A 22,633-nucleotide genomic window follows, 5' to 3' on the forward strand; every position below is an offset into this window, starting at 1 on the left:
TTGCAATGGCTGCTTGGCGTCGTTAAAATGAAGGGCGTAAAGAGAGTGACAACAAGATGAGGTGGATGTTGTGTCGTTTCGTTTTGAGCACAGTCGAAAAGATTTACAATCTCAATTGCAGCACGCTAGGAAGGAATTGGAGTTTATTCAGCGGGCGTTGGATGAATCAACGATTGTAGCCATCACGGACAAAGCAGGAAAAATTACCTATGTGAATGAGGCATTTTGCCGCATATCTCAATATAGCCAAGAAGAATTAATTGGACAAACGCATCGGCTAGTCAATTCTGGATACCATAGCCGGGAGTTTTTTGAAAATATGTGGAAGACAATTGGAAAAGGGGGGGTGTGGAAGGGGGAAATTAAAAATAAGGCGAAAGACGGCAGCTACTATTGGGTGAAGTCGACCATTGTTCCATTCTTAGATGAGCATGGAAAACCGTATCAATATGTATCGATTCGAACCGATATTACTCAGTTGAAGGAATATGAAGAGCAAATCGAATATATGGCGAAGCATGATGAGCTGACCGGTCTTCCGAATCGCCGTTTTTTAAAAGAGCAGTTTCCGAAAATGGTAGAAGAAACGAAAAGGACGGAACAGCTCCTCGCTGTTTATTTTATTGATCTGGCGCGGTTTAAAAACATTAATGATTCCTTAGGGCATTCAACAGGGGACAAAGTGTTGAAACAAATAGCTGAACGTTTTCGGGCTGGATTAGGAAAGGAAACGCTGCTGGTTCGGATGGGAGGCGACGAGTTTGTCGCCGTGGCGCCGCAATTGAACTATTCATCCATCCTTTCCTATTTGCGCGCTATTCAACAGGCCTTGTCCCATCCTATCATGATTGAAGGCAGAGAATTTGTTCTCACAGCCAATACAGGAATCAGTGTTTTTCCTTTACATGGGGAAGATTTGAACACGTTGCTTGGTTATGCGGATATGGCGATGTATCAGGCGAAAGAGGAAGGGAAGTTTTATCAATTTTATCGTCGTGCGATCAGCCAGCGTCTAGTGAGAGAAACGATCATCGAAAGCTATTTGCATCGCGCCATAGAAAGGGAAGAATTTGTGCTTTATTATCAGCCGCAGTATGATTTGGTCAGCGGGGAATTAGTTCGGTTGGAAGCACTCATCCGTTGGTGCAATCCGGATTTAGGATGGATTGGGCCGGATCAATTCATTCCCCTAGCTGAAAAAGTGGGATTGATGTTTGAAATCGATGAATGGGTGCTTGCAACGGCATGTCGTCATCGACAAAATTGGCAGCAAGCAGGCTATGTTCCTCCAGATATCGCCGTGAATCTATCAGCTTCTCACTTTCAAATTCCCAATATGGCGCAGCATCTTCTTTCTATTATTGAGCGTAGCGGCGATGATCCGAGACGGTGGGAATTTGAAGTGACGGAATATATTATGATGCAGGACAGCCCCATTGTGCATGACAATATAAGACGGTTGAAAGAAGCGGGGGTGAAATTGGCGATTGATGATTTTGGGACAGGATACAGTTCATTAGGATATATAAAGAAATGGAGCGTTGATCGTTTGAAAATCGATCGGTCATTTATCGCCAATTTGCCTCATTCTGCTGATGACCAAGCTATTGTGTCGGCTGTCATCACCATGGCCCGCCAGTTGTCCATTGACACCGTCGCGGAAGGAATTGAGAATAAAAAACAAATGCAACTTCTAAGAAGCATGGGATGCAGTGAAGGACAAGGATATTTTTGGAGCGCACCTATATCGGCAACAGAGGTGGGAACTTTGCTGAAAAGGGATGAATAGTTGTTTCGATGTGAACTCAAGAGCTAAAAACGATGGGGAACGAGAAAGGAAGTGGAGAAGAATGGAAACACTCCGACAACAGCTTCGGTCGATCGACCAAAAAGGCTATAAGGCATATAAAGCGATCGAAGGTACGTATCGGTTCCCAACGTTTACGCTTGCAATTGACCATGTGCAGGGTGATCCGTTCGCCGAACCGTCCAAGGTGCGGGTGATTGTGCCGCGGGCGAAAACGACATTGGCCCCGGAGTGGACGAAGACGAAACCGCGCCGCGTCCGTTGCGAGGACGTGCTCGCGCGCCGCGTCCACCATGCATTGCGGCAATGGCCGCTGCGAGCGCGCGGGTCGGGAAAAAGCGGGCTTGTGTTCATTGACGCACCGGGGCAAAAAGTGCTCGAGCGAACGGCGGTGCAAGTGACGGACGAGGCGATTACGGTTTGCCTATCGGTCGGGCTGCCGGCAAACGGTCGGCGCATCTTGGCGAAAGAGGCCGAGTCGATCTTTTTTGAGCAAATTCCTTCCGTCATCGAACAGGCGGTGTACAGCCTTTCCGAAGAGGACATCCTTCCAGCGGTGAAGCTTGCTGATCAACAAGACGCCATTCGCCGTTATTTGCGTGAACACGGATTGGTGGCGTTTGTCGCGAATGGGGCGATTTTGCCGCGGGAGAGCGGGGTGAGCGACAAGCCGCTGCAACGTGGAGCGGTGCCGTTTCAAAGCCCGCCGGAGCTTGAGATCGCGATCCCGGTTCCACACCGCGCCGAACCGATCAAAGGAATGGGGATTCGCCGTGGGATTACGCTCATTGTCGGCGGCGGCTACCACGGCAAATCGACGTTGCTTCAGGCGTTGGAGCATGGTGTGTATGATCATGTCGCCGGGGACGGGCGGGAGTTTGTCATCACCGACAGCGGGGCAGTGAAAATTCGCGCCGAAGACGGCCGAAGCGTCGCAAATGTTGATATTTCCCCGTTCATCGGCACGCTGCCGCACGGCAAAGAGACGATGCAATTTTCGACAGAAAACGCGAGCGGCAGCACCTCGCAAGCCGCGAGCATGATCGAAATGGTCGAGGCAGGGGCGTCCGCGTTTTTGATCGATGAAGACACAAGCGCCACCAATTTGCTCGTCCGTGATGCGCGCATGCAGGCGCTCATCGCGAAAGAGGCCGAGCCGATCACGCCTTATATTGACAAGGCGCGCCAACTGTTTCATGACTGTGGCATTTCGACCGTTCTTGTCGTCGGAGGATTGGGAGATTATTTCGAAATTGCGGATTGTGTGATCAAAATGGAGCAGTATGTTCCATTTGATGTGACCGCGGAAGCGAAGAGAATCGCCGCCCGGATGCCATCGGGACGGAAAACGGAAGGCGGCGATTCGTTCGGCCGCATCCGCGAGCGCATTCCGCTGCCTGTGAGTTTGAACAGCCAAAAAGGAAAAAAAGCAAAAGCCGCCGCGCGCGGACGTCACGTCATTCAATACGGGGAGGCGGATGTGCTGCTCTATGCGCTCGAGCAGCTGGTCGATGACAGCCAGACCCGAGCAATCGCCGCGTCTTTGCTGTATATGGAGCGAAAAGGCTGGCTAGACGGGAAGACAACCGTCCGCCAGCTGCTCGATGCCATGGAAGAACAATGGGACTGTCAAGGGCTGGGCTCGGTTTCGTTCCGAAAAGGACATCCGGGCGAACTCGCTCGCCCGCGCCGCTTCGAGCTGGCGGCGGCGCTGAATCGAATGCGGACGCTTCGCTGCCGTCAACGTTGAACGAACGCTGGCGGCGGTTTGTCTCCGCTCTCGTCTATCGTTTCCGTTGATTTTTTCTAGCGTCCCCCTTGGATTATCGTTATAATTATGTTTATGAGTGCAACGAAGCGGATGGCGGCGGAAAAGCCGCGGTTTGGCTGAAGGGGGATTGAGGCATGGGCAAATCGAAAGGTTGGATGGAATCAGAAATCAGCAAAGCGTTGACAAAATGGGAAAAAGATTTTCTCGGCCGCGGCTCCGTATCGGTGAAAACCGACATTTTGCGCGATATGATCATCGTTTCCTTGCACGGCATCCTGACGCCTGCGGAATACGCTCTTTGCGAATCGAAAGAAGGAATGTTGTCCGTGAAGCGGTCGCGGACGAGCTTGGTCGAATCCGGAGTCGATGACTTGAAGGAAATGATTTTCGAAATCACCGGCGAGAAAGTGAAAAGCTTTCATACGGATTTAAGCACGAGAACGGGTGAGCGGGTGATCGTCTTTAAACTGTTTAATGATTTGGAGAAACAGTTGGCGAACGGACCGTCTTCCTGAATCTGAAAACGTGATTTTTTTGATGACATGTTCATCAAGTTATTGTATAATTAAAACAACTTTTGTATAGTGAAGTGAGTATAGAATATGTATAGGACATAATGTCGGGAGCCCTTCAAAAAACCTGCATCGGCTTAGGTTCGTTGAAGGGAAACCGACTAGCGTCTGTTGTACGGCGGGAGATCTTCAAACAATCGCACGGCGACTGGTTGAAGATAAACCGGCTATGGGCAATCGATAGGCAATGGTGCGGCTTTTCGGCCGCCTTGCCTGATTGACATAGCCGGTTTTTCTTTTTCTCCCGAGCAAAGGAAAAGAAACGATGAGGGGAGGAGAACAACATGACAGCGGAATGGTTTGGATGGGGATGGCTCGCTTCGGTTGCGGTTGTGTTCATCAGCGCGGCGATATGGCTCAATCCGCGCGTGCCGGAGCGGTATGTGCATACGCATGTTTGGCTGTTGCTGCTCCCAGGTGCGGCGGCGGCTGCGGGATGGATCGGCACCGGCAGTTTGGAGGCTGGACCGTGGCGGTTTGATGCGATCGGTTGGCTCATTGCCGTTTATATTTCGCTCCTCAGTTGGGCGATTCAACGGTTCGCTGTCCGCTACTTGCACGGAGACGGCGTTTATCGGCTCTATTTTTCGCTGTTGACATGGACAACGTTGGCTGCTTCGCTGACATGGGCAAGCGGTGATGTGCGCCTCACGGCCGTATGCTGGGGGCTGCCGTTGGCCGGACTTGTGGCGTTAACAGGGCTGAAAAAAGAGTGGCGGCCGGCCCGGTTTGTCGCTCGGCAAATGGCGGCCGTGTTCCTCCTCAGTTGGTTGGCTGTCGCGACCATTGCCATCTGGCTTGGGACGGCGACCGGTGAATGGACGCTCCCATCCGCGTTGGCGGCGGAGCGATTGGTCCATCTTGCTGCGTGGGAAAAGGCGGTGATGAGCGGGCTTCTGATCGTGGCGGCCATCATCCCTGCCGGACAATGGCCGTTTCACCGCTGGCTGATGGAATCGGCGGTGACGCCGACGCCGGTGTCGGCGGTAATGCACGCTGGGCTCGTCAATGCCGGGGGGCTCTTGCTTTGGCGCTTTTCCCCGCTGTTTAGCGGAACGGGGGCGCATATCGCGCTGTTTGCGATCGCCTTTTGCTCGATTTTGATTGGCACAGGCATCAGTTTGGTGCATGTCGACTACAAACGCCAGCTTGTCGCCTCCACGATGGCGCAAATGGGGGTTATGCTTGTGCAATGTGCCCTTGGCGCCTATGGGGCGGCGGTCGTGCACTTAGTGTTGCACGGGATGTTTAAAGCGACGCTCTTTTTGCAGTCGGGTTCCGTTGTGCCGCGAATCGGCCGTGCGGCACTTCCAAGGGGAAACGGCTCGTTTAGGGGAAGTCTTCTCTTCGGGGCGCTGCTTGGAGCCGCCTTTTGGTTCGCCTCCCCGGATGAACCTGCCCGTCTGCTGAGCGCCTTGTTGCTTGGCGCTTCGGCGGCTGTCGCTTGGGGGCGGCTCGCCGATTTCCGCGAAGGACGCTGGATTGGCCTGATGTCGGCCGCCGTTTTGGCGTTCGGTTCGGAAACGGTTCGCCATCAGTTTTTGGCGCTGCTCCATCGCGAAGAAACATCGATGTTTATGCCGCCTGCATTTTTCGAATGGATGGCTGGCATCTTGTTTGCGGCTGCGGCATTGGCGGCTGGCTTGCTTGCAAACAAGCGCACCTCGGCGCTTGGTGTCCGTTTGTATATGCATCTCGTTCATCTTGGGGAGCCGCGCCCGGCAGCGATGGAGACGCATCCGCGCTATTTGGCATCCTATATGAAGGAGGGAATGGCCCATGAGTAAAAGTGCCATGTCGCTTGAGCGGTCAGCGAAGGAATCGAAGCGCCTCGGCGCTGCTATAGAGGAACGTCCGCTTGCCGCCGTCGTCAGCGAGGCGGCGAAGGTGATTGCGCCGCTTTGGCCAATTTCGGCGTTTATCGCCCGTCATCCGTGGATGGGGCTTGAAGAGTGGACGTTTGCTGATGCGGCCGACCGCTTGCAACGGGCGCATGGAATTGATTTGTATCCGCCGATGGCGGTCTTTCGCGCGGCGCTGGCCAAAGGGGAAATCGACCTCGTATTCCTTGAGCGGAGGCTGCAGCGCTGGCTTGACAGCAAGCCGCTTCCCGTGCGGCGCCATAAGGCGGAGCGGCTGTGCCGCGCTCTCCTTTGGGATGAGGCGGTGCCAAACGATGTCCTTCATTTGCCGGAATGGGCCGACCTCGCGCTGGCAACAGCATGGCGTACGGCGCCTGTCCGGACGATGAGCGCCCGTCTTCATGACATGAGCCAACGCCTTAATCAACAAACCGTCAAATGGTGCAAACTGTTTTATGACCAACATGCGGCAGCGTGGGCGCTTCCGCATCGCGAACTAGGGTTTTATGCGGCATGGCGCCGGCTCGTTGCTGCCGATCCGGAGTTGTCGAAAGAGGAGCGGAAGCGGCTTGCAGATTGGCCGCACGACGGGGAAGAGGCGCTCCGCCAGGCGTTGGCGAAATTGGGGGTTCGCCATGATGAGGCCGCCGCTTATTTCGAGGCGCATTTGTTGGCGTTGCCCGGCTGGGCCGGCATGGTTGTGTGGCAGTCGCGCCGGACGGGCGGCGAAACGAGGGGATTGATCGATTATTTGGCCGTCCGTCTGTCGCTCGAATGGGCGCTTGTGGCGCCATATTTGCCGCTTGAACGGGAAGATGATGCGGATGGCGATGATGTATGCTTATTGTTTGCCGCCTGGCTGTATTGGGGAGAGATGACGCCGGAAGAATGGAAGCGCCTGTCTCAAGAGGAGCAGCAAGCCCGATTGGCTTTTGTGGATCGATTTTGGCGAATTGACCGGTTCCATCTCTGGCTTGAGGCGTGGGAGGATACGTATGAAGCGAGACTGAAAGAAGCGGTATTGACGCACCGGAAAGCCGATGAGTCGAAGCCGGCCGAGGCGCAGCTGTTGTTTTGCATCGACGTCCGTTCTGAGCCGTTCCGACGCCATTTGGAAGCGATTGGGCCGTTTGAAACGTACGGCTGCGCTGGATTTTTCGGTTTGCCGATTCAGACGCGCGCCCTTGACAGCGATGATCCTCATCCATCATGTCCGGCGATCGTCGCGCCGCAACATGAAATCAGGGAGACCATTGCTAAGGAAGAGGCACGCCCGTACCGCCGACGTCGTGATGCATTCCGATTCGTCGGGCAGACGTTTAAAAAAATCAAACAACATTTGTTGGCCGGCCTATTGCTTCCGGAAATGAGCGGACCGTGGCTCGGCCTCCATACGCTCGCCCGCAGCGCGGCGCCGTCTTGGGCTGGTCGGGCTGTCCGCCTGGCGGAAGCGGCAGCGGAACAAAAGCCGAAGACCGCCTTGTCTCTCCACCGCCATGGGCGGGATGAATCGACGAGCTTGCCGATCGGCTTCACAACAGAGGAGCAAGTGCAATATGTGAAGCAGCTGCTCGTCAATATTGGTTTGACGTCTTCATTCGCCCCGCTCGTTGTCGTTTGCGGCCATGAGAGCGAGACGGCCAACAATCCGTACGCTTCGGCGCTCGATTGCGGCGCGTGCGGCGGCGCGGCAGGGGCGTTGAACGCCCGCGTCTTTGCGGCGTTAGCCAACTTGCCGGAAGTGCGCGCAGCGCTGGCGGACGAAGGGATCATCATTCCGGATGAAACGGTGTTTGTTCCAGCCGAGCATATGACCACTTTGGATGAATTGCGTTGGCTCGATGTGCCGCCGTTGTCTGAATCAGCCGAGGCGGCGTTTCGAAAGCTGGAACAGGCGCTTCATGAAGCGAGCCGCCGCGCGAACACCGAGCGGATGACAAAGTTGCCGCATGTCGGGCGGGCGCCGCGTGATCCGGTGGCCGAGGCGCAGCGGCGGGCTGTTGATTGGAGCGAAATCCGGCCGGAATGGGGATTGGCTGGGAACGCCGCGTTCTTGATCGGCCGCCGCCAGCTGACCAAAGAGGTGAACCTAGACGGTCGCGTCTTTTTGCACAGCTACGACTGGCGGGAAGATCCGACCGGGGAGGCGCTTGCCGGCATTATCGCCGGACCGGCGACGGTCGGACAATGGATCAATTTGCAATATTATGCCTCAACGGCTGTGCCGCATTATTACGGGAGCGGCGATAAAACGACTCAGACGGTCACGGGCGGCATCGGCGTGATGCAAGGGAACGGCAGCGATTTGTTGGCAGGCTTGCCGTGGCAGTCGGTCGCTGCTTCCGACCATAAGCTGTTTCACTCCCCGCTTCGGCTGCTTGTCATCATCGAAGCGCCGTCTCACTATATCGAGCGGCTGCTCAGCGACAATGAACCATTCCGGCGCAAAGTTCAAAACGGCTGGCTCCATCTTGCTTCGATTGACCCCAACAGTGGGGAGTGGGTGGATTGGGAAGGGGATCGTCTTGCTTCTGTGCCGCAGTGCTAGAAAAAAACGCTCTGCCGCTTGCCGGTGCTGTCCGGCGGGCGGTTTTTTCTTGAAGCGAGCGAAGGGCATGGGGTGAGATTTGATCATATGCTGCAGCAGTTCCGCGTTGTCGATGAGCGAAATAAGAATAAATCCGTCTCTATTGCCATTTAGAAGGCTGGTGAGGGGAATTGGGTTTTACTAAATCGCCCCTTTTAGAAGGGAGGTGAAAATGGGAGCCGCATGCAAATGGGCAGAAATGGCTCAGAAAAGAAACCGGGTGCGGCAAAGCTTCTCTAATTGAGAAACAGATAGGACCGACAATGGTTTTCGCGAAATCCCCCGCCCTTTAGAAAACTTCCATGACGATGGCCGCCGCGCGGCGAAAGGGGATGGAATGTTGTTCCTGTGACGAAACGGCAGGAAAAGCGGCAAAAGATCGCGAAATAATATTGTTGCCAGTATCAGTCGAGAAGGAAAGAGGGGTAGGGGGATGAAAACGCAGTTTATCGCCGGGCATGCGCGGCTTCCGGCCGGAATGGCAGCGAAGAGTTTATATGATACGTTAACGATTACGGCGGAAATTGATAAAAAGTACGGGGTGATCGTCGAGGCGTCTTGCACCCTCGCCACTGAACACGGGCGCGATTACATTGCCCGTCTGCTTCGCGGCCATTCGCTGCGCGATGGCATCGACGGTTTGCTCGCTGAGCTTGATGAAGGGTATTTGGGGAAAGCCCATTCTGCCCTTTGTGCAGCGCTGAAAGATTTGTACAAACAATATGGAAAAATGGAGGAGAAAGAGTGATAAGCGGCTGAAAGGGTGTCCCAAAAGGTTCAGGACACCCTTCCTTATTATGAGGGCGAACCAGTTTTGTTCGATTGGACGGGCATTTCCCTTTTGGACGCGACAGCTAGACATGATGGCAACGATGTTCTAGTTTTCATTCGGCCGCCATGCCGGCAGTGTTTTGCGCAGCGGTTTGTCCTGACGATAGCCAAGCACGTATTCCGCTTGCATGATCGTGTGGATTTCCCGCGTTCCTTCGTAAATGACCGGCGCTTTCGAGTTGCGCAAATAGCGTTCAACCGGGTATTCGTTTGAATAGCCGTAGGCGCCGTGGATTTGCACGGCATCATCGGCGGCTTTGTTCGCATAGTCGCAGGCGATCCATTTAGCGAGCGATGTTTCGCGGGTGCAACGCCGGCCTTCGTTTTTGAGAAAACCGACTTTATAGACGAGCAGGCGGCTGATTTGCAAGCCGGCTTCCATTCGGGCGATCATTTGCTGAACGAGCTGATGGCGGCCGATTTCTTTGCCGAACGTTTTTCGCTCATGGCAATATTTCACACTTGCTTCTAAGCACGCCATAATGAGGCCGACCGCGCCGGCAGCGACGGTGAAGCGGCCGTTGTCAAGCGCCGACATGGCGATTTTGAATCCTTCGCCTTCTTCGCCGAGCAAGTTTTCTTTCGGGATGCGGACGTTGTCAAAAAACAGCTCTCCTGTGTTGCCGGAGCGGATGCCGAGCTTCCCTTTGATCGGGCGCGATGAAAAACCGGGCATCGTTCGCTCGACGATAAAGGCGGAAATGCCGCGGTGTTTTTTCGATTTATCCGTGTAGGCGAACACGAGAAAGTGATCGGCGATGTCAGCGAGGGAAATCCATGTTTTTTGCCCGTTTAAAATATAGTCATCTCCGTCACGGATGGCGGTTGTTTGGATCGAAGCGACGTCCGAGCCGGCGTTTGGTTCAGTCAGGCCGAACGCGCCAATTTTTTCCCCGCGCGCTTGCGGGACGAGATATTTTTGCTTTTGCTCTTCCGTCCCCCATTGCAAAAGGGTGAGGCTATTGAGACCAGTGTGGACCGACACGGCGGTGCGAAACGCCGTATCGCCGCGCTCGAGCTCTTCGCAGACGATGGCGAGCGAGTTATAATCCATTCCCATGCCGCCATACTCCTCCGGAATGCAGACGCCCATTAGATTGAGTTCGGCGAGCCGTTTGAAAATGTTGCGGTCAAATTCGCCGCGTTCATCCCATTCTTTGATATACGGCATAATTTCTTTATCGACGAATTTGCGCACCGTTTGCCGGAGCATTTCTTGTTCCGGTGTAAAGTCGAAGTTCATCATCGTTTCCATCCCCCTCTATGCATCCGTTTGTTGTATAAAGTCGATTTCTGTGATCATCGGTATAACCACGTTTTCATTGCAACGGCGGGCAGCCGGCCGCGGCAGGAAGCAACGACTTCGCGTTAGTCATGGCGACTTGGCGTCACAGTTTTCGGGTGTTGGTCCGTTTCGCCATAACGCTTCAGCCTCGCGGTTATGTTCGCCGGCCAGCGGCGGCGGCAGCCGGTAGGACACCGGCGTTTCCGACAGTTTGAGCGGACTGGCGACAAGTTTCAGCTTCCCGACGGTTGGGTGATGCATGGTGACCGTCATATGGCGCGCATCGGTTTGCGGATGGCGGAACAGTTCCTCAAGTGTCTGCACTGGACCGCACGGGATTCCTTTTTCGGCAAGAAGGCGCTGCCACTCGGCCCGCGAACGCTGCTTGATCTCTTCGTTCAGCCGACGGTTTAGTTCATCTCGGTGGGCAACGCGGCCGGAGTTGGTTTGGAAGCGCGGGTCCGTTCCGATCGAGCGGTCGGATAGCAACGAGCAAAGCGCGTGAAATTGGCGGTCATTGCCGACGGCGATGACGATCGGTCCGTCGCTCGCTTCATACGTCGAGTACGGGACAATGTTCGGATGTTCATTGCCAAGCGGCTGTGGGATGTTGCCTGACATTAAGTAGTTCGCCGCGACGTTCACCAGCGCACTGACAGCGCAGTCAAAGAGAGACAGATCAATTTTTTGCCCGCGCCCCGTTTTTTGGCGGGCCCAAAGCGCCGCTTCGATGGCGACGGCGGCATACAGGCCGGTGAATACATCCGTGACGGCGACGCCGACTTTGAGCGGACCGGTGTCCGCGGTGCCGTTAATGCTCATCCAGCCGCTCATCGCTTGAATGATGTAGTCGTAGCCGGCAAGCGAAGCGAGCGGTCCCGTCTCGCCAAAACCGGTGATGGAGCAGTAGATGAGGCGCGGGTTGAGTCGCGACAACGATTCATAGCCAAGCCCCCACTGTTCCATCGTTCCAGTCTTAAAATTGTGAATGAGGACATCAGCTGTTTCGGCGAGACGGCGAATCGTCTCTTGTCCTTCTGCTGATTTTAAATTGACGGTGATGCTTCGTTTGTTTCGATTGACGGCGGTATAGTAAGCGCTCATGCCGTTTTGAAACGGCGGTCCCCAAAACCGGGTGTCATCCGATCCCCCGGGGGCCTCCACTTTGATGACATCAGCGCCTAAATCGCCTAAAATCATCGTCGCATACGGGCCGGCCAATACGCGCGACAAGTCGAGCACACGCACACCATCAAGCGCCCCTGGCATTAGGCACCCCTCCTTTCGGTTTCCATGCAAAAAGCCGGTTCCTATACAGCGTGCAAGATAGGAACCGGCTTGAACGGACTGAGAAGGCGTCTCGGCGCGGAGATGCCGTCAGACCGCACAGTTCTTTTGTGGATCGATGCAGGAAAGCAAACCGCCGACGTTGCCTGTCAGGCAACGGGGCTGTCTGACAGATGGTAGAGGCCGTCCGGTCTGCACAAGCGGCCAAGCTGGCAGGAGACGGCTGCCCTATATGTTTTATTATAGTTATTTGTTTGATAATTGTAAATAGTTAAACGACAAATTCGCCAGTGAAAGTCGGCGCGAGATGGGAAGGAGAGTTCGATTGCCGCGCTTTTGGACAAAACGACGCGAAAAAGGCGCAACATTCGCCTAAATTTCTATATAATTGTAGAGAAAGAGGAATCGATTGAGACAAAGGAAGTGATCAAGCATGTTTCGAGTGTTAATCACGACAGACGCCAATTATCTTCCGCCGCTCAAGGTTTTGATGCATTCGCTGTTTTGCAATAACCGACGCCCGTTTACGTTTTACTTGCTTTACTCACGCATTGCCGAGCATGAACTTCAGGCGCTCGGCGAGTTTGTCCGCCGGCAGGGGCACGAGCTCGTGCCGATATACGTTGACCCGGAGCTGTTTCATGACGCCCCCGTGTTTCGCCATTATACCGTCGAGATGTACTACCGATTGGCGGCGCATTTGTTTTTGCCGCCGGACGTTGAACGTGTCTTGTACCTTGATCCGGATATTGTAGCGATCAACCCAATCGATGAGCTGTACGACATGGATTTTGAAGGGAATTTGTTCATTGCCGCCGAGCATACCCATTCGACGAAGGTGGCCAACTTGTTCAACAAGTTGCGGTTAAAAACGCCGAACGCGAAGGGGTATTTCAACACAGGTGTGATGATGATGAACATTGCGATGATGCGTGAGCACGTTCGGCTTGCGGACATTTATCAGTTCATTCGCGACAACCGGTTCAAGCTTGTCCTTCCTGACCAAGATGTCGTAAACGGGCTGTATTGGGACAAGATTAAACCGGTCGACGGCTATCGTTACAATTACGATGCGCGCTATTACGATTTTTTGCAGCTGTTGCCCAATCCGAAACATGATTTGGCTTGGATTGAGGAAAACACGGTTTTTATTCATTATTGCGGCAAGGAGAAACCGTGGAAAGACCATTACAAAGGGGAGTTGGGGCGGTTTTACAAACGGTACAGCCAAGTGTTGGAGCTCGAAGGAGAGGCTACAGTGTAGCACGAGGGAAAGGAATCCGACAGGAACAAGGGGGTGTCCCAAAAGGATCGGGACACCCTTGTTCATCACCATATATCGCCACGAAACAATGAATCATGCGCAATATGTTGTATTTCGTTTGAGAGGAATGACGCTTTTGGGTCAGCCCCTCGTTCCGTTACGCTTTCCGCTCTTGGCGGCGAATGCCAGCGGCGGCTGCGCGCGCTTGCGCTTCGAGGTCTTCGTGGTCGGCAAATTCTGCCGAATATTCAACATCAATGCCGTCAAATTTCAACTGTTTTGGCACTTGCGGCAAAGTCGCCTTGTTTTTGTCGCGCGCCCGTTGTCCACGAGAACGGCCCATCCCCATGCCCCCTATTCAAAAGTGTGAATCGTACGATTCATTCATTAGGATGGCATGAACGACGCCGTCATATAAATAGCAATCATTTCTAGCGGCGCGCTTTTTTGGCGGTGTATCCGCCCGCCTGGTCGGCCATTTTAAAATCGCGGGCATAGCTCACTTCTTGTGCACTTGTCAAGGTGTGTTTCGCTTTTTCGCGCTTTCGTTTTTCCGCCATCGCTCGTTCCCTCTCTTTCCATCATATTCCTTCAGTTCCATTTTGGACGATCTCAACCGTTTTTATGCATAAAAAAGAGGATGTCCGGATGGACAGCCTTTTTTGGATCACCTGCGGCTTTCCGCCCTTACGCTTCTTTTCGCTGCTCCTCTTCGAGCATGAAGGAGGGATGGCGCATTGTATAGAGCGTGTAGTTGTCTTTCGTAATTTCGTATAAATTGTATACATCTGCGCCGATTTGTTCAAGCAGCGCCCGCCGTGTTTCACTGGCAGGTGTGACATACGGCAGTTTTTCCGCCGCTTTGATCGAGCGGACGTTGACTTTGCGAATGCGCAAAAACACGGTTTCGATCGACAGCTCATAAAACAGCTCATGGAAAAACGCTTCCTTGGCGCGGCGATTGTAGCCGAGTCCATGGTACGGTTTGCCGAGCCACGTTCCTAAAAAGCCTGCGCCGTTTTGAATGTCAAAAAGGCTGATCGTGCCGATCGGGTTTCCCCATTCGTCCAAAATGGTGCGCGAAATCAGTTCGCCGCGTTCTTCCGCCTCAATAAGCTGTTTCGTCATGAATAAAAACTCTTCGTACGAGCGTGCTTTTTGGCGCACGTAAGGGAAGACATCCGGGTGCACCATCAGCTCGTACAGCGCATGGCAGTCTTGCAACTCGCGTTTTTTCAACATGGCCAATCCCTCCTTTGGATGCCGAGGGCAGCCTCCTAGCGAGGACCCACCCTCGAAATTTTTTTATGAAAACTTCGCAAAAAAATTTCGGGGTGGGAATCGAACCCACTAGAACCAGCGTGAGCGCTGGTGGCGCACCATTTGCCTTCCCCTGATTCCTGTCGATATGCGGTTATGAACGACAGCTAGTTTGAGGTCTTCTTTATCATACACGATCGAGTGTAAAAAGGGAATTGCTTTTTTGTTAATTTTTTTTGGATATTTTTTATCGGTCACGGGGCAACAGCAAATCAGTGAGACCATCTTCCAACGTTGGAAACGAAAAGCGAAAGCCGGCCTGCAATAGCTTCTTTGGAATGACGCGCTGCCCTTCGGTGACGAGCATGCTCATTTCACCAAGGAGAAGGCGAAGCGCCGAGACGGGAACCGGAAGCCAATACGGACGGCGAAGAAGGCGGGAGGCCGTGCGGCCGAACTCGTCCATTTGCACGGGATAGGGTGCGGTGAAATTGATCGGGCCGGACAATTCCTCGTGTTCGATGATGTACGAGACCGCGCGCACGACGTCTTCAAGATGAATCCACGACAGCCATTGCCGGCCGCTGCCGATTGGACCGCCCACAAACAGCCGGTACGGCTTGATCATCATCGGCAAGGCGCCGCCGCTTTGGGCGAACACAACGCCTAAGCGGGCGTAGACGGTGCGGATGCCGAGCTGTTCCATTGGACGGGCCGATGCTTCCCATGCTTGAACGGTCTGGGCTAGAAAGTCGCTGCCGTACTGGGTCGTTTGTTCCGTAAATGTCGCGGAGTCCGAGGTGCCATAAATGCCTACGGCGCTGGCATTGATAAAGAGCGCAGGGCGTTCGGCCAGCGAACGGATGTAGTTCGTCATCGCTTCTGTCGCTTGAAGGCGGCTGTTGAGGATCACCTCTTTTTGCTTTGCTGTCCAGCGTTTTCGATTGAGCGGCTCCCCGGCTAAATTGATGGCGACATCGATTGCTGTCGGTTTTTCATCGTCGTCGAAGGCAAGGTAGTGAATGCGACCTTTTGAAGGTTGGCGAGAACGGGTGAAAATGTAGATGTCATGCCCTTCCTTGGAAAAATGGCCGGCGAGCGCCCGGCCGATCAAGCCGGTGCCGCCGTTGATGGCGATGTGCATCTTGATTCCCCTTCCATTGATATAGTTTATGATTTCTCTTTTCGTGTCAGAAGTTCCTGCTTATGATACGATAAAATGAAGGAGGGGACGACCGTTGGGGACGATTGCCGGCATTGCTGCAACAGAACAAAACGGCGAGCGATTTTGGATTATCGTGCACCGTGACGGCGCACCGCCGTTGAGATTGACCGTTGATCAAGATGTCCTGCTTCAATTCCGCCTGAAAAAAGGGATGGAGATCAGCGACGACTTGCTTCAACATATTATGCATGCTGATGAGGTGAAAAAGGCCTATCAGCAGGCGCTTTACTTTTTGGCCCGCCGAATGCGCTCGGAACATGAGGTCGCCGCCCATTTGCGAAAAAAAGGCGTTCCGGATTCGGTGATTGATGAAGTGCTCAAAAAGCTTCGCGTTGAGCGGTATGTCGATGACGAGGCGTTTGCCGCCGCCTACGTGCGCACGCAAAAAAAGACGGCGTCAAAAGGGCCGCGTCTCATCCGGGCCGAACTGGAACGGCTCGGCGTGCCGGACCGCTTGATCGAACAAAGTTTGGCGGAGTATACGTTGGATGAACAAGCCGCTATCGCCCGCTCGCTTTACGAAAAGGCGAAAAAGCAGCGCCGGATGGAATCGACGCGCGTGTTTTTGGAACGGGTGCGGCAACAGCTGATGCGCAAAGGGTTCCAACATGAGGTGATTGCCGCTGTTTTGGCGGATGGCGGTGTTCATCGTGGACAAGAAGAATGGGAGGCGCTCAATGTTCAGGCAGAAAAAGCGCACCGCCGTTACGTGCGCCACCCGCGGCCGCTTTATGAGCAAAAAATGCGCCAAGCTCTTTATCGAAAAGGGTTTTCCCTCGACTTGGTCGATGAATGGCTGCGCCGGCAAGACAGTGAGGAAGGCGAAAAAGGGGGATCGCGACCATGAAAGAGCAGCAAAAACGGTACAGCGAAATGTCGAAAGAAGAACTGCAACAAGAGATCGCCTTGTTGACGGAAAAGGCGCGAAAGGCGGAGCAGATGGGCATGGTGAACGAATACGCCGTCTACGAGCGGAAAATCGCCATGGCGAAGGCGTATATGCTCAATCCGGCCGACTTTCTCCCGGGAGAGATTTATGAAGTGGAAGGGGCGCCAGGGGAGTATTTCAAAGTCCGTTATTTGAAAGGGGTGTTTGCTTGGGGATGGCGTCTAAAAGGAAACGGGGAAGAGGAGGCGCTGCCGATCTCATTGCTTCGCAAGCCGAATTTACCTTTATCCTGACGGGGAGGGCCATCGACCGAAGAAGGAGCTGACCCAAACTTCCGCCAAAAAGCGGACTTTTGGCGTCAGCCCTCTTTTTGTGCTACGACTGCTTGCGCGTCTGCCGCTCTAAAATGATGAGGTCAAGTGTTTGCTGCGTTTCGCCATTCACTTGCGAGTGGGCGTGTTTTGGATTGGCCCACGGCTGCTCGAACGGATTGGAGTAAAAATTGTCATAAAATTTTTTGCGCCGATGGTGACCCATGATTGTTCACCTCGCTGCCGAATGTGCTGGGGGAGTGCGGCGACGATGCCGTGCTCCCCCTTCATGTTAAAAGAAATCGCTTCGTTCGCCGGAGGCGCGCATCCGTTCTTGCGGGTGGGTGTTGATCGTGCCGTCGGCCCGCTTCGAGGCGTACTCAGCCTTGGCGCGCGGTTCGCCTTCGAACTTGTTGTTGTTTTGGTTCGGGAAGTTGTGCGCTTTGTTCCGCACGGCACATTCCCTCCTTAACGGCGTGCTCGTGTTGGATGGCCAACACGTATTTTTATTATGGGACACCCTGCAGCGCTTATGTGTGGCAATGATTGGGGCGGAGCCCATCAGCCGTTTGGAGCAAGTTCGAGCTTTTTGCGCAGTTTGCCTTCGCTGAAAATCCAGCCGGTGTATGAGCTGACAATATTGAGATCGCAGTCGAGCTGGACGACAGCGACAAACGGGTAATACCCTTTGCTTCGATAGCGTAAATCAGTAAAGCGCACTTCGTAGTAATCATCGTATTCGTTTATTTCCCAACGGTAAACCGGGGAAAAAGATAAGAAAGCGGCGATATTTTCGTCGCGTTTGGCGGCGTTCATCACCGGATGGTCGGGAAGCGCACGCTTTTGGAAGCGGTCAAGGATGATGAGCCCGCCGCGTTTGACGCGGGCGACGTAAAATTCGTCGCACGTTGAAATGGCTAAATGCCATTCGCGCGGCCGCCATGTCGGTACGGTGATGATCTCGGTCACCCCGGCGATCGAGGCGCGCACGAGCCGTTTGATGTTGGCCTGCTGTCGAAAGAGAAGCCCATAATACGCAGCGATAAGCATGTAGATGACAAGAAACGTATAACCGGGATGGGCGCCGAGAAACAAGCCGCCGACGCCAACCAAACGAAGCCCAAAAATGACCGGATCAAACGTATGAATCACGCCAAGGGCGATCCATTTTTTTGTAAACGGGCGCAACGCCTAGGTTCCGTAAGAGTTAAAAATGTCAACAAATACGTGCAAGGCGACGGCAACAAACGTCCAAAGCCAAACGCGAAGCCAATCCGTTTTTGGATAAATGGCGGCTATCACGCTGACGATGAGCAGCGGCCAAAGAACGACGGCGGGAATCGAATGGGTGATGCCGCGATGGTTGCGAATATATTGGGCGTTGTTGCGCAATTTGAAAATCGTATCCGTTCGTCAGACGAAAAGGGAGGTGTTTCAGCCAAAAAACGAAAAGCGCCTCGCCTCATGCGGGGCGCTTCGTTGAGCATCTCGCCACGAGAAGCTCCCCACTTCAACGTCATAGGTGTCAGTGGGGGAGCATTCCATTCTGCTGGAAGATCGGTTCACCATCCGTTCTTTTGGCAGCTCATTGGTCAACTGTCCTTTTCTCTGCCAGCCGATCGATTAGCCGTCATTTCTGAACCGTTTGCCGATCGCTTTGAGAGCGGACAGGAAAAAGCGGATCGCGCGGTTGATGTCCGGGTCATTGAGCGCTTTAAGCAAATCAAACAACCCGATTTTTTTTGTTTCGACGGAGTTTTGTTCGTACGCCTCCATCGCGCCGGCGGCGATATGCTCAAGCAACTTCGCCGTTTTCTCCGGATCAAGTGAAGCAGCAAAGCCAGCTATGGCGAACGCATGGTTGATCATCGTTGTCACCGGTTTTTGGTTGAGCTGGCCAACGACGATTTTCGCCACGTCTTCCCGCGCTTTTAACAAGGCGTTGGCCGCTTCGAGCAGGCCGCTTTCATGGAGCTGCTCGATGAACTCCAAGAGCTCGCGGACCGCCTCTTCACTGTCGCCGACAGCGGCCTTCAGCTTGGCCAGCGCTTCGGCTCGTCTTTCTTCCTCAGTCATTTGGCGCTTTTGAATGGAGGTAATCGGCTTAGCCACCGATCGTCACCCCCTTGTTCTCCTCGGTGAGCGGGACGTAATCGCTCCGCCGCCACTTCCGCTCCACCTCGACGCCGTTTTGCGGATGGCGCTTTTTAAAGCGCGGATTTGTGCGCGGCAGCGGCGTCTTGCCGGATCGCTCAATGACTTCCATGCGCACGCGCGCTTGTTTGTAGGCCGGCGTGTTCGTGCGATGGTCGGTCTGCGGCCCGGTCAACATGTTAATGGCGCTCTCATTGGCTGTGGAGTGCATCGGCAAGAACAGTTCTTTGCCTCTGACGCGGTCGGTGACGAGCACGCGCACTTTGACGCGGCCGTACGGCGAGATGAGTCGAACGAGCGCCCCATCTTCAATGCCGCGCTCTTTGGCGAGTTCAGGGGATACTTCGACGAACACTTCTGGGAATTTATGCTCGATGCCTTTGGATTTGTACGTCAAGTTTCCTTCATGGAAATGTTCGAGCAATCGGCCGTTGTTCACAAGCAAATCGTACTCTTCTGGATATTGCACCGGTTCGACCCAATCGGCTAACGCAAATCGGGCTTTGCCGTCGGGGAAGTTGAACCGCTCTTTGTACAACAGCGGCGTATCAGCGCCGTCGTGGCTGCCCCAGCAAAGGCTGTTCCAGCCCTCGAGCCGGTCGTAATGTGCTTGTGAGTACAGTGGAGCGAGGCTGGCGATTTCATCCATGATTTCTTTCGGACCGGCGTAATTCCAATTGGCGCCAAGCCGCTTCGCGATTTCTTGAATGATCCACCAGTCTGGCTTGGAGTCGCCAAGAGGTTCCAGCGCTTGGTAAAACCGTTGGATGCGGCGCTCGGTATTCGTGAACGTTCCTTCTTTTTCCAAACTTGGCGCTGCTGGCAAGATGACATCGGCAAATTGCGCTGTTTTTGACAAGAAAATGTCTTGAACGACAACAAAGTCAAGCTTTGCCAACGTCTCTTGCACATGGTTGGCGTTGCAGTCGACAAGCGCCATATCTTCGCCGACGATATACATCGCTTTCAGCTCGCCGCGCTCGGCCGCTTCGAGCATTTGGATGTTGTCAAGGCCTGGTTTCGCATCGATGCGGACGCCGTACGCTTTTTCAAACTTTGCTCGCGCCTCATCATCGGTGACATGTTGGTAGCCAGGCAGCCAGGCAGGAAGCGATCCCATGTCGCAAGCGCCTTGAACGTTGTTATGGCCGCGGAGCGGGAACGCGCCGGCGCCCGGGCGCCCGTAGTTGCCGGTTGCCAAAAGCAAGTTGGAAATCGCTGCCGATGTGTCGCTGCCGCCCGTGTTTTGCGTGACCCCCATACCCCAGAGGACGCACGTGCCGTCCGCTTCATGGATCATCTCGGCGATGCGGATGAGGTCGGCTTTGGCAACGCCGGTGACTTGTTCGGCATAATCAAGCGTATATTTTTTCAAAAGTTGTTTAAACTCATCAAAGAAATGGACACGTTCACGGATGAATTCCTCGTCGTGCCAGCCTTGATCGATGATATATTTCGTCACCGCCATCAGCCATACTTGGTCTGTTCCTTGTTTCGGACGGATGAACAAATCGGCGCGTTCCGCCATTTCGTTGCGGCGCAAGTCAGCGACAACGAGTTTTTGTCCGAACAGTTTATGCGCCCGTTTGACGCGAGTAGCGATGACCGGATGTCCCTCGGCCGGATTGGCGCCGATGATGATCACAAGGCCGGCGGAGGCGATGTCGTGAATCGTGCCCGAATCGCCGCCCATTCCGACTGTGCGGAACAAGCCGTCGGTCGCGGGAGACTGACAGTAGCGCGAACAGTTGTCGACGTTGTTCGTTTCAAATACTTGCCGCGCGAGCTTTTGCATTAAATAGTTTTCCTCGTTGGAAATTTTCGATGAGGAAATGAATCCGATGGCGTTGCCGCCGTATTGCCGTTTGATCGTCCCGAGCTTTTTCGCTACCAAGTCGAGCGCTTCTTCCCATGTGGACTCGACGAATACGTCGCCTTTGCGAATGAGCGGTTTCGTTAAGCGCTCTTCACTGTTGACGAAATCCCAGCCGAATTTTCCTTTGACGCATGTGGAAATTGCGTTGACCGGCGCTTCGGATACAGGCTGGACTTTTAAAATTTTCCGCCCTTTCGTCCATACTTCAAACGAACAGCCGACGCCGCAGAACGTGCAAACCGTTTTTGTCTTTTTGATCCGTTGTTCGCGCATGGCCGCTTCGATTTCAGAAATGGCGAAAATGCTTGTATAGTTTGGCTCGACTTCCTTGACAAAGTCGATCATTGGGTCGAGGACGTCTTTGCCCAAGCCGGTGAGAAATCCCGCTTCGCCAAGCATCGATTTTTCCATTAACGCGTTGCACGGGCAGACGGTGACGCAATGCCCGCAGCTGACGCACGACGATTCGTTGATCGGCACTCCGCCGTCCCAAACGACGCGCGGCCGTTCCGCTTCCCAGTCGATAGAGAGCGTTTCGTTCACTTGCAAGTTTTGGCATGCTTCGACGCATTGCCCACAGGCGATGCATTGGTTCGGGTCGTATCGGTAAAACGGATGCGACATGTCGACTTCGGAAGGGTCGACTTTCGGCTGGTACGGATACGTTTGATGTTCAATTTGCATCATTTCCGCCGTGTTGTGCAGCTTGCAGTTGCCATTGTTGTTGTCGCACACCGTACAGTACAAGAGATGATTTTCCAACAGGCGGTCCATCGCTTCTTTTTGCGCCGCTTTCGCCCGCGGCGAGTTGAGCTCGACGACCATGCCGTCCTCAACCGGAGTCGCACAGGCGCGAAGCAGCGTTCCATTGACTTCGGCGATGCACGTGTCGCACGTCTGAATGGCGCCAAGTTCCGGTGTATAACAAATTTGCGGGTGCGGAATGCCGTGTTTATTGACGATTTCCAAAATCGTCATCCCTGGCTTGGCGCGGTATGCATGCCCGTTGATAGTGACCGTCACCGTTTGCGCTTCCATCGTCGTTCCCCCTTTGCAAAATAAAAACTCCACCAGCGACGAGACGAATGCTTCATCGTGGTGGAGTAGTTCTTTAGCATAGCGATGCTAAACAACCAATCCAATGTTTGCTGGAATCGTAGAAAAATAACAAGGCGTCGTCCTGCCTTATTATTTTTCCACTATGTATACATTTGCTATAGTTTATTATAGTACGGCGAAACGAAGAACACAACGGATTGGCCGGAAGTTTTTCAGCTGTCTGCTGAAGGAGGAGTGGGGATGTCCAAAAAAGAAGCCGCTTTCAACGATATTGTTCGCAAAGTGCGCAAACAGCTGTTTGGCAAAGGACCGGAGCGGATCAAAACGTATTTTGTCGACAACTTGGCGATTACGATTTTGCACGGCAATTTGACGCCGACGGAAAAATTTATCGCACGCACGCCGGAAGGGCGGGATATGGTGCACGCCGCGAGAACGAAAATGATTCAAGACGTATACGCCCAGCATGTGCCGGACGGCATGGAAGAGCTTGTCGGTTCGAAGCTTCTTTATTTGTTCAGTGACATTAAAGTGGAAGAAGATATGGCGGTTTCCGTTTTCGTTTTCGAAAAACCGATTGAATTGTGACAAAT

The 22,633-nt window shown here is 53.8% G+C and carries 20 protein-coding genes and 1 pseudogene; 10 read left to right on the plus strand and 11 right to left on the minus strand.

Going from position 1 to position 22,633, the window contains the following annotated elements; genetic code table 11:
• The first annotated feature begins 70 nt into the window (after positions 1–70).
• The 6 genes from BJQ97_RS02655 (at position 71) to BJQ97_RS02680 (ending at position 9,347) form a co-directional block, all read left to right on the plus strand.
• On the plus strand, positions 71–1,789 hold the full coding sequence (locus BJQ97_RS02655) for a putative bifunctional diguanylate cyclase/phosphodiesterase (protein ID WP_160155407.1): 1,719 nt from the start codon (positions 71–73) through the stop codon (positions 1,787–1,789).
• A gap of 61 nt (positions 1,790–1,850) precedes the next feature.
• Positions 1,851–3,557: an ABC-ATPase domain-containing protein gene (locus tag BJQ97_RS02660; RefSeq protein WP_160155408.1), complete on the plus strand. Its 1,707-nt coding sequence runs from the start codon at positions 1,851–1,853 to the stop codon at positions 3,555–3,557.
• Positions 3,558–3,712: 155 nt separating this feature from the next.
• A complete protein-coding gene (locus BJQ97_RS02665) occupies positions 3,713–4,093 on the plus strand; it encodes a Na-translocating system protein MpsC family protein (protein ID WP_160155409.1) in 381 nt (126 codons plus the stop codon).
• Between the two features lie 341 nt (positions 4,094–4,434).
• Positions 4,435–5,937, plus strand: a complete 1,503-nt coding sequence (locus tag BJQ97_RS02670) for an NADH dehydrogenase subunit 5 (RefSeq protein ID WP_160155410.1) — start codon at positions 4,435–4,437, stop codon at positions 5,935–5,937.
• Complete coding sequence (locus BJQ97_RS02675; protein ID WP_160155411.1) at positions 5,930–8,560, plus strand: DUF2309 domain-containing protein; 2,631 nt, start codon at positions 5,930–5,932, stop codon at positions 8,558–8,560. The genes BJQ97_RS02670 and BJQ97_RS02675 overlap by 8 nt, the downstream gene beginning before the upstream one ends.
• A 472-nt stretch (positions 8,561–9,032) precedes the next feature.
• A complete protein-coding gene (locus BJQ97_RS02680; protein ID WP_044732319.1) occupies positions 9,033–9,347 on the plus strand; it encodes a DUF3870 domain-containing protein in 315 nt (104 codons plus the stop codon).
• Between the two features lie 129 nt (positions 9,348–9,476).
• Here BJQ97_RS02680 and BJQ97_RS02685 read toward each other — a convergent pair whose 3' ends face one another.
• The gene (locus tag BJQ97_RS02685; RefSeq protein WP_160155412.1) at positions 9,477–10,676 is read right to left on the minus strand and encodes an acyl-CoA dehydrogenase family protein; all 1,200 of its coding nucleotides are present in this window, start codon (positions 10,674–10,676) and stop codon (positions 9,477–9,479) included.
• 126 nt (positions 10,677–10,802) lie between these two features.
• A complete protein-coding gene (locus BJQ97_RS02690; protein WP_160155413.1) occupies positions 10,803–11,984 on the minus strand; it encodes a CaiB/BaiF CoA transferase family protein in 1,182 nt (393 codons plus the stop codon).
• Positions 11,985–12,435: 451 nt separating this feature from the next.
• Here BJQ97_RS02690 and BJQ97_RS02695 point away from each other — a divergent pair, with 451 nt between their 5' ends.
• A complete protein-coding gene (locus BJQ97_RS02695; protein WP_160155414.1) occupies positions 12,436–13,266 on the plus strand; it encodes a glycosyltransferase family 8 protein in 831 nt (276 codons plus the stop codon).
• Between the two features lie 157 nt (positions 13,267–13,423).
• Here the strand turns inward: BJQ97_RS02695 and BJQ97_RS02700 are convergent, their stop codons facing one another.
• From BJQ97_RS02700 to BJQ97_RS02715, 4 genes are all read right to left on the minus strand, one after another.
• Complete coding sequence (locus BJQ97_RS02700) at positions 13,424–13,609, minus strand: YfhD family protein (RefSeq protein ID WP_160155415.1); 186 nt, start codon at positions 13,607–13,609, stop codon at positions 13,424–13,426.
• An 88-nt stretch (positions 13,610–13,697) separates the two neighbouring features.
• The gene (locus BJQ97_RS02705) at positions 13,698–13,826 is read right to left on the minus strand and encodes a YfhE family protein (protein WP_160155416.1); all 129 of its coding nucleotides are present in this window, start codon (positions 13,824–13,826) and stop codon (positions 13,698–13,700) included.
• Positions 13,827–13,953: 127 nt separating this feature from the next.
• A complete protein-coding gene (locus tag BJQ97_RS02710; RefSeq protein ID WP_160155417.1) occupies positions 13,954–14,508 on the minus strand; it encodes a GNAT family N-acetyltransferase in 555 nt (184 codons plus the stop codon).
• Positions 14,509–14,773: 265 nt separating this feature from the next.
• On the minus strand, positions 14,774–15,670 hold the full coding sequence (locus BJQ97_RS02715; protein ID WP_160155418.1) for a TIGR01777 family oxidoreductase: 897 nt from the start codon (positions 15,668–15,670) through the stop codon (positions 14,774–14,776).
• 94 nt (positions 15,671–15,764) lie between these two features.
• Between BJQ97_RS02715 and recX the strand changes: the two genes are divergently transcribed.
• A complete protein-coding gene (gene recX, locus BJQ97_RS02720) occupies positions 15,765–16,598 on the plus strand; it encodes a recombination regulator RecX (protein WP_160155419.1) in 834 nt (277 codons plus the stop codon).
• Positions 16,595–16,933 (plus strand): YfhH family protein, encoded by a 339-nt coding sequence (locus BJQ97_RS02725; RefSeq protein WP_160155420.1) that lies wholly within the window; start codon positions 16,595–16,597, stop codon positions 16,931–16,933. The genes recX and BJQ97_RS02725 overlap by 4 nt, the downstream gene beginning before the upstream one ends.
• Positions 16,934–17,015: 82 nt before the next feature.
• Here the strand turns inward: BJQ97_RS02725 and BJQ97_RS02730 are convergent, their stop codons facing one another.
• From BJQ97_RS02730 to fdhF, 5 genes and pseudogenes are all read right to left on the minus strand, one after another.
• Positions 17,016–17,177 carry a YpzG family protein gene (locus tag BJQ97_RS02730; RefSeq protein WP_144330140.1) on the minus strand — a complete coding sequence of 54 codons (162 nt, stop codon included), beginning with the start codon at positions 17,175–17,177 and terminating at the stop codon, positions 17,016–17,018.
• 66 nt (positions 17,178–17,243) lie between these two features.
• Positions 17,244–17,405 (minus strand): small, acid-soluble spore protein K, encoded by a 162-nt coding sequence (locus BJQ97_RS02735; protein WP_160155421.1) that lies wholly within the window; start codon positions 17,403–17,405, stop codon positions 17,244–17,246.
• 107 nt (positions 17,406–17,512) lie between these two features.
• Positions 17,513–18,358, minus strand: a pseudogene (locus BJQ97_RS02740) (metal-dependent hydrolase); the annotation flags it as partial.
• 216 nt (positions 18,359–18,574) lie between these two features.
• Positions 18,575–19,063 (minus strand): helical membrane plugin domain-containing protein, encoded by a 489-nt coding sequence (locus BJQ97_RS02745; RefSeq protein WP_160155422.1) that lies wholly within the window; start codon positions 19,061–19,063, stop codon positions 18,575–18,577.
• Positions 19,056–22,019, minus strand: coding sequence for a formate dehydrogenase subunit alpha (gene fdhF / locus BJQ97_RS02750; RefSeq protein ID WP_160155423.1), 2,964 nt, complete (start codon positions 22,017–22,019; stop codon positions 19,056–19,058). The genes BJQ97_RS02745 and fdhF overlap by 8 nt, the downstream gene beginning before the upstream one ends.
• Positions 22,020–22,280: 261 nt before the next feature.
• Here fdhF and BJQ97_RS02755 point away from each other — a divergent pair, with 261 nt between their 5' ends.
• Positions 22,281–22,628 (plus strand): Na-translocating system protein MpsC family protein, encoded by a 348-nt coding sequence (locus BJQ97_RS02755; protein WP_013146316.1) that lies wholly within the window; start codon positions 22,281–22,283, stop codon positions 22,626–22,628.
• Positions 22,629–22,633: the final 5 nt, after the last annotated feature.

Origin of the sequence: Geobacillus sp. TFV-3 (genome assembly GCF_009901865.1) — a bacterium.
Lineage (GTDB): Bacteria > Bacillota > Bacilli > Bacillales > Anoxybacillaceae > Geobacillus > Geobacillus thermoleovorans_A.

Coding starts and splice junctions, on each gene's coding strand:
- BJQ97_RS02660 (WP_160155408.1), top strand. CDS start 1,851: ATGGAAACACTCCGACAACAGCTTCGGTCGATCGACCAAAAAGGCTAT.
- BJQ97_RS02665 (WP_160155409.1), top strand. CDS start 3,713: ATGGGCAAATCGAAAGGTTGGATGGAATCAGAAATCAGCAAAGCGTTG.
- BJQ97_RS02670 (WP_160155410.1), top strand. CDS start 4,435: ATGACAGCGGAATGGTTTGGATGGGGATGGCTCGCTTCGGTTGCGGTT.
- BJQ97_RS02675 (WP_160155411.1), top strand. CDS start 5,930: ATGAGTAAAAGTGCCATGTCGCTTGAGCGGTCAGCGAAGGAATCGAAG.
- BJQ97_RS02680 (WP_044732319.1), top strand. CDS start 9,033: ATGAAAACGCAGTTTATCGCCGGGCATGCGCGGCTTCCGGCCGGAATG.
- BJQ97_RS02685 (WP_160155412.1), bottom strand. CDS start 10,676: ATGATGAACTTCGACTTTACACCGGAACAAGAAATGCTCCGGCAAACG.
- BJQ97_RS02690 (WP_160155413.1), bottom strand. CDS start 11,984: ATGCCAGGGGCGCTTGATGGTGTGCGTGTGCTCGACTTGTCGCGCGTA.
- BJQ97_RS02695 (WP_160155414.1), top strand. CDS start 12,436: ATGTTTCGAGTGTTAATCACGACAGACGCCAATTATCTTCCGCCGCTC.
- BJQ97_RS02700 (WP_160155415.1), bottom strand. CDS start 13,609: ATGGGCCGTTCTCGTGGACAACGGGCGCGCGACAAAAACAAGGCGACT.
- BJQ97_RS02705 (WP_160155416.1), bottom strand. CDS start 13,826: ATGGCGGAAAAACGAAAGCGCGAAAAAGCGAAACACACCTTGACAAGT.
- BJQ97_RS02710 (WP_160155417.1), bottom strand. CDS start 14,508: ATGTTGAAAAAACGCGAGTTGCAAGACTGCCATGCGCTGTACGAGCTG.
- BJQ97_RS02715 (WP_160155418.1), bottom strand. CDS start 15,670: ATGCACATCGCCATCAACGGCGGCACCGGCTTGATCGGCCGGGCGCTC.
- BJQ97_RS02725 (WP_160155420.1), top strand. CDS start 16,595: ATGAAAGAGCAGCAAAAACGGTACAGCGAAATGTCGAAAGAAGAACTG.
- BJQ97_RS02730 (WP_144330140.1), bottom strand. CDS start 17,177: ATGGGTCACCATCGGCGCAAAAAATTTTATGACAATTTTTACTCCAAT.
- fdhF (WP_160155423.1), bottom strand. CDS start 22,019: ATGGAAGCGCAAACGGTGACGGTCACTATCAACGGGCATGCATACCGC.
- BJQ97_RS02755 (WP_013146316.1), top strand. CDS start 22,281: ATGTCCAAAAAAGAAGCCGCTTTCAACGATATTGTTCGCAAAGTGCGC.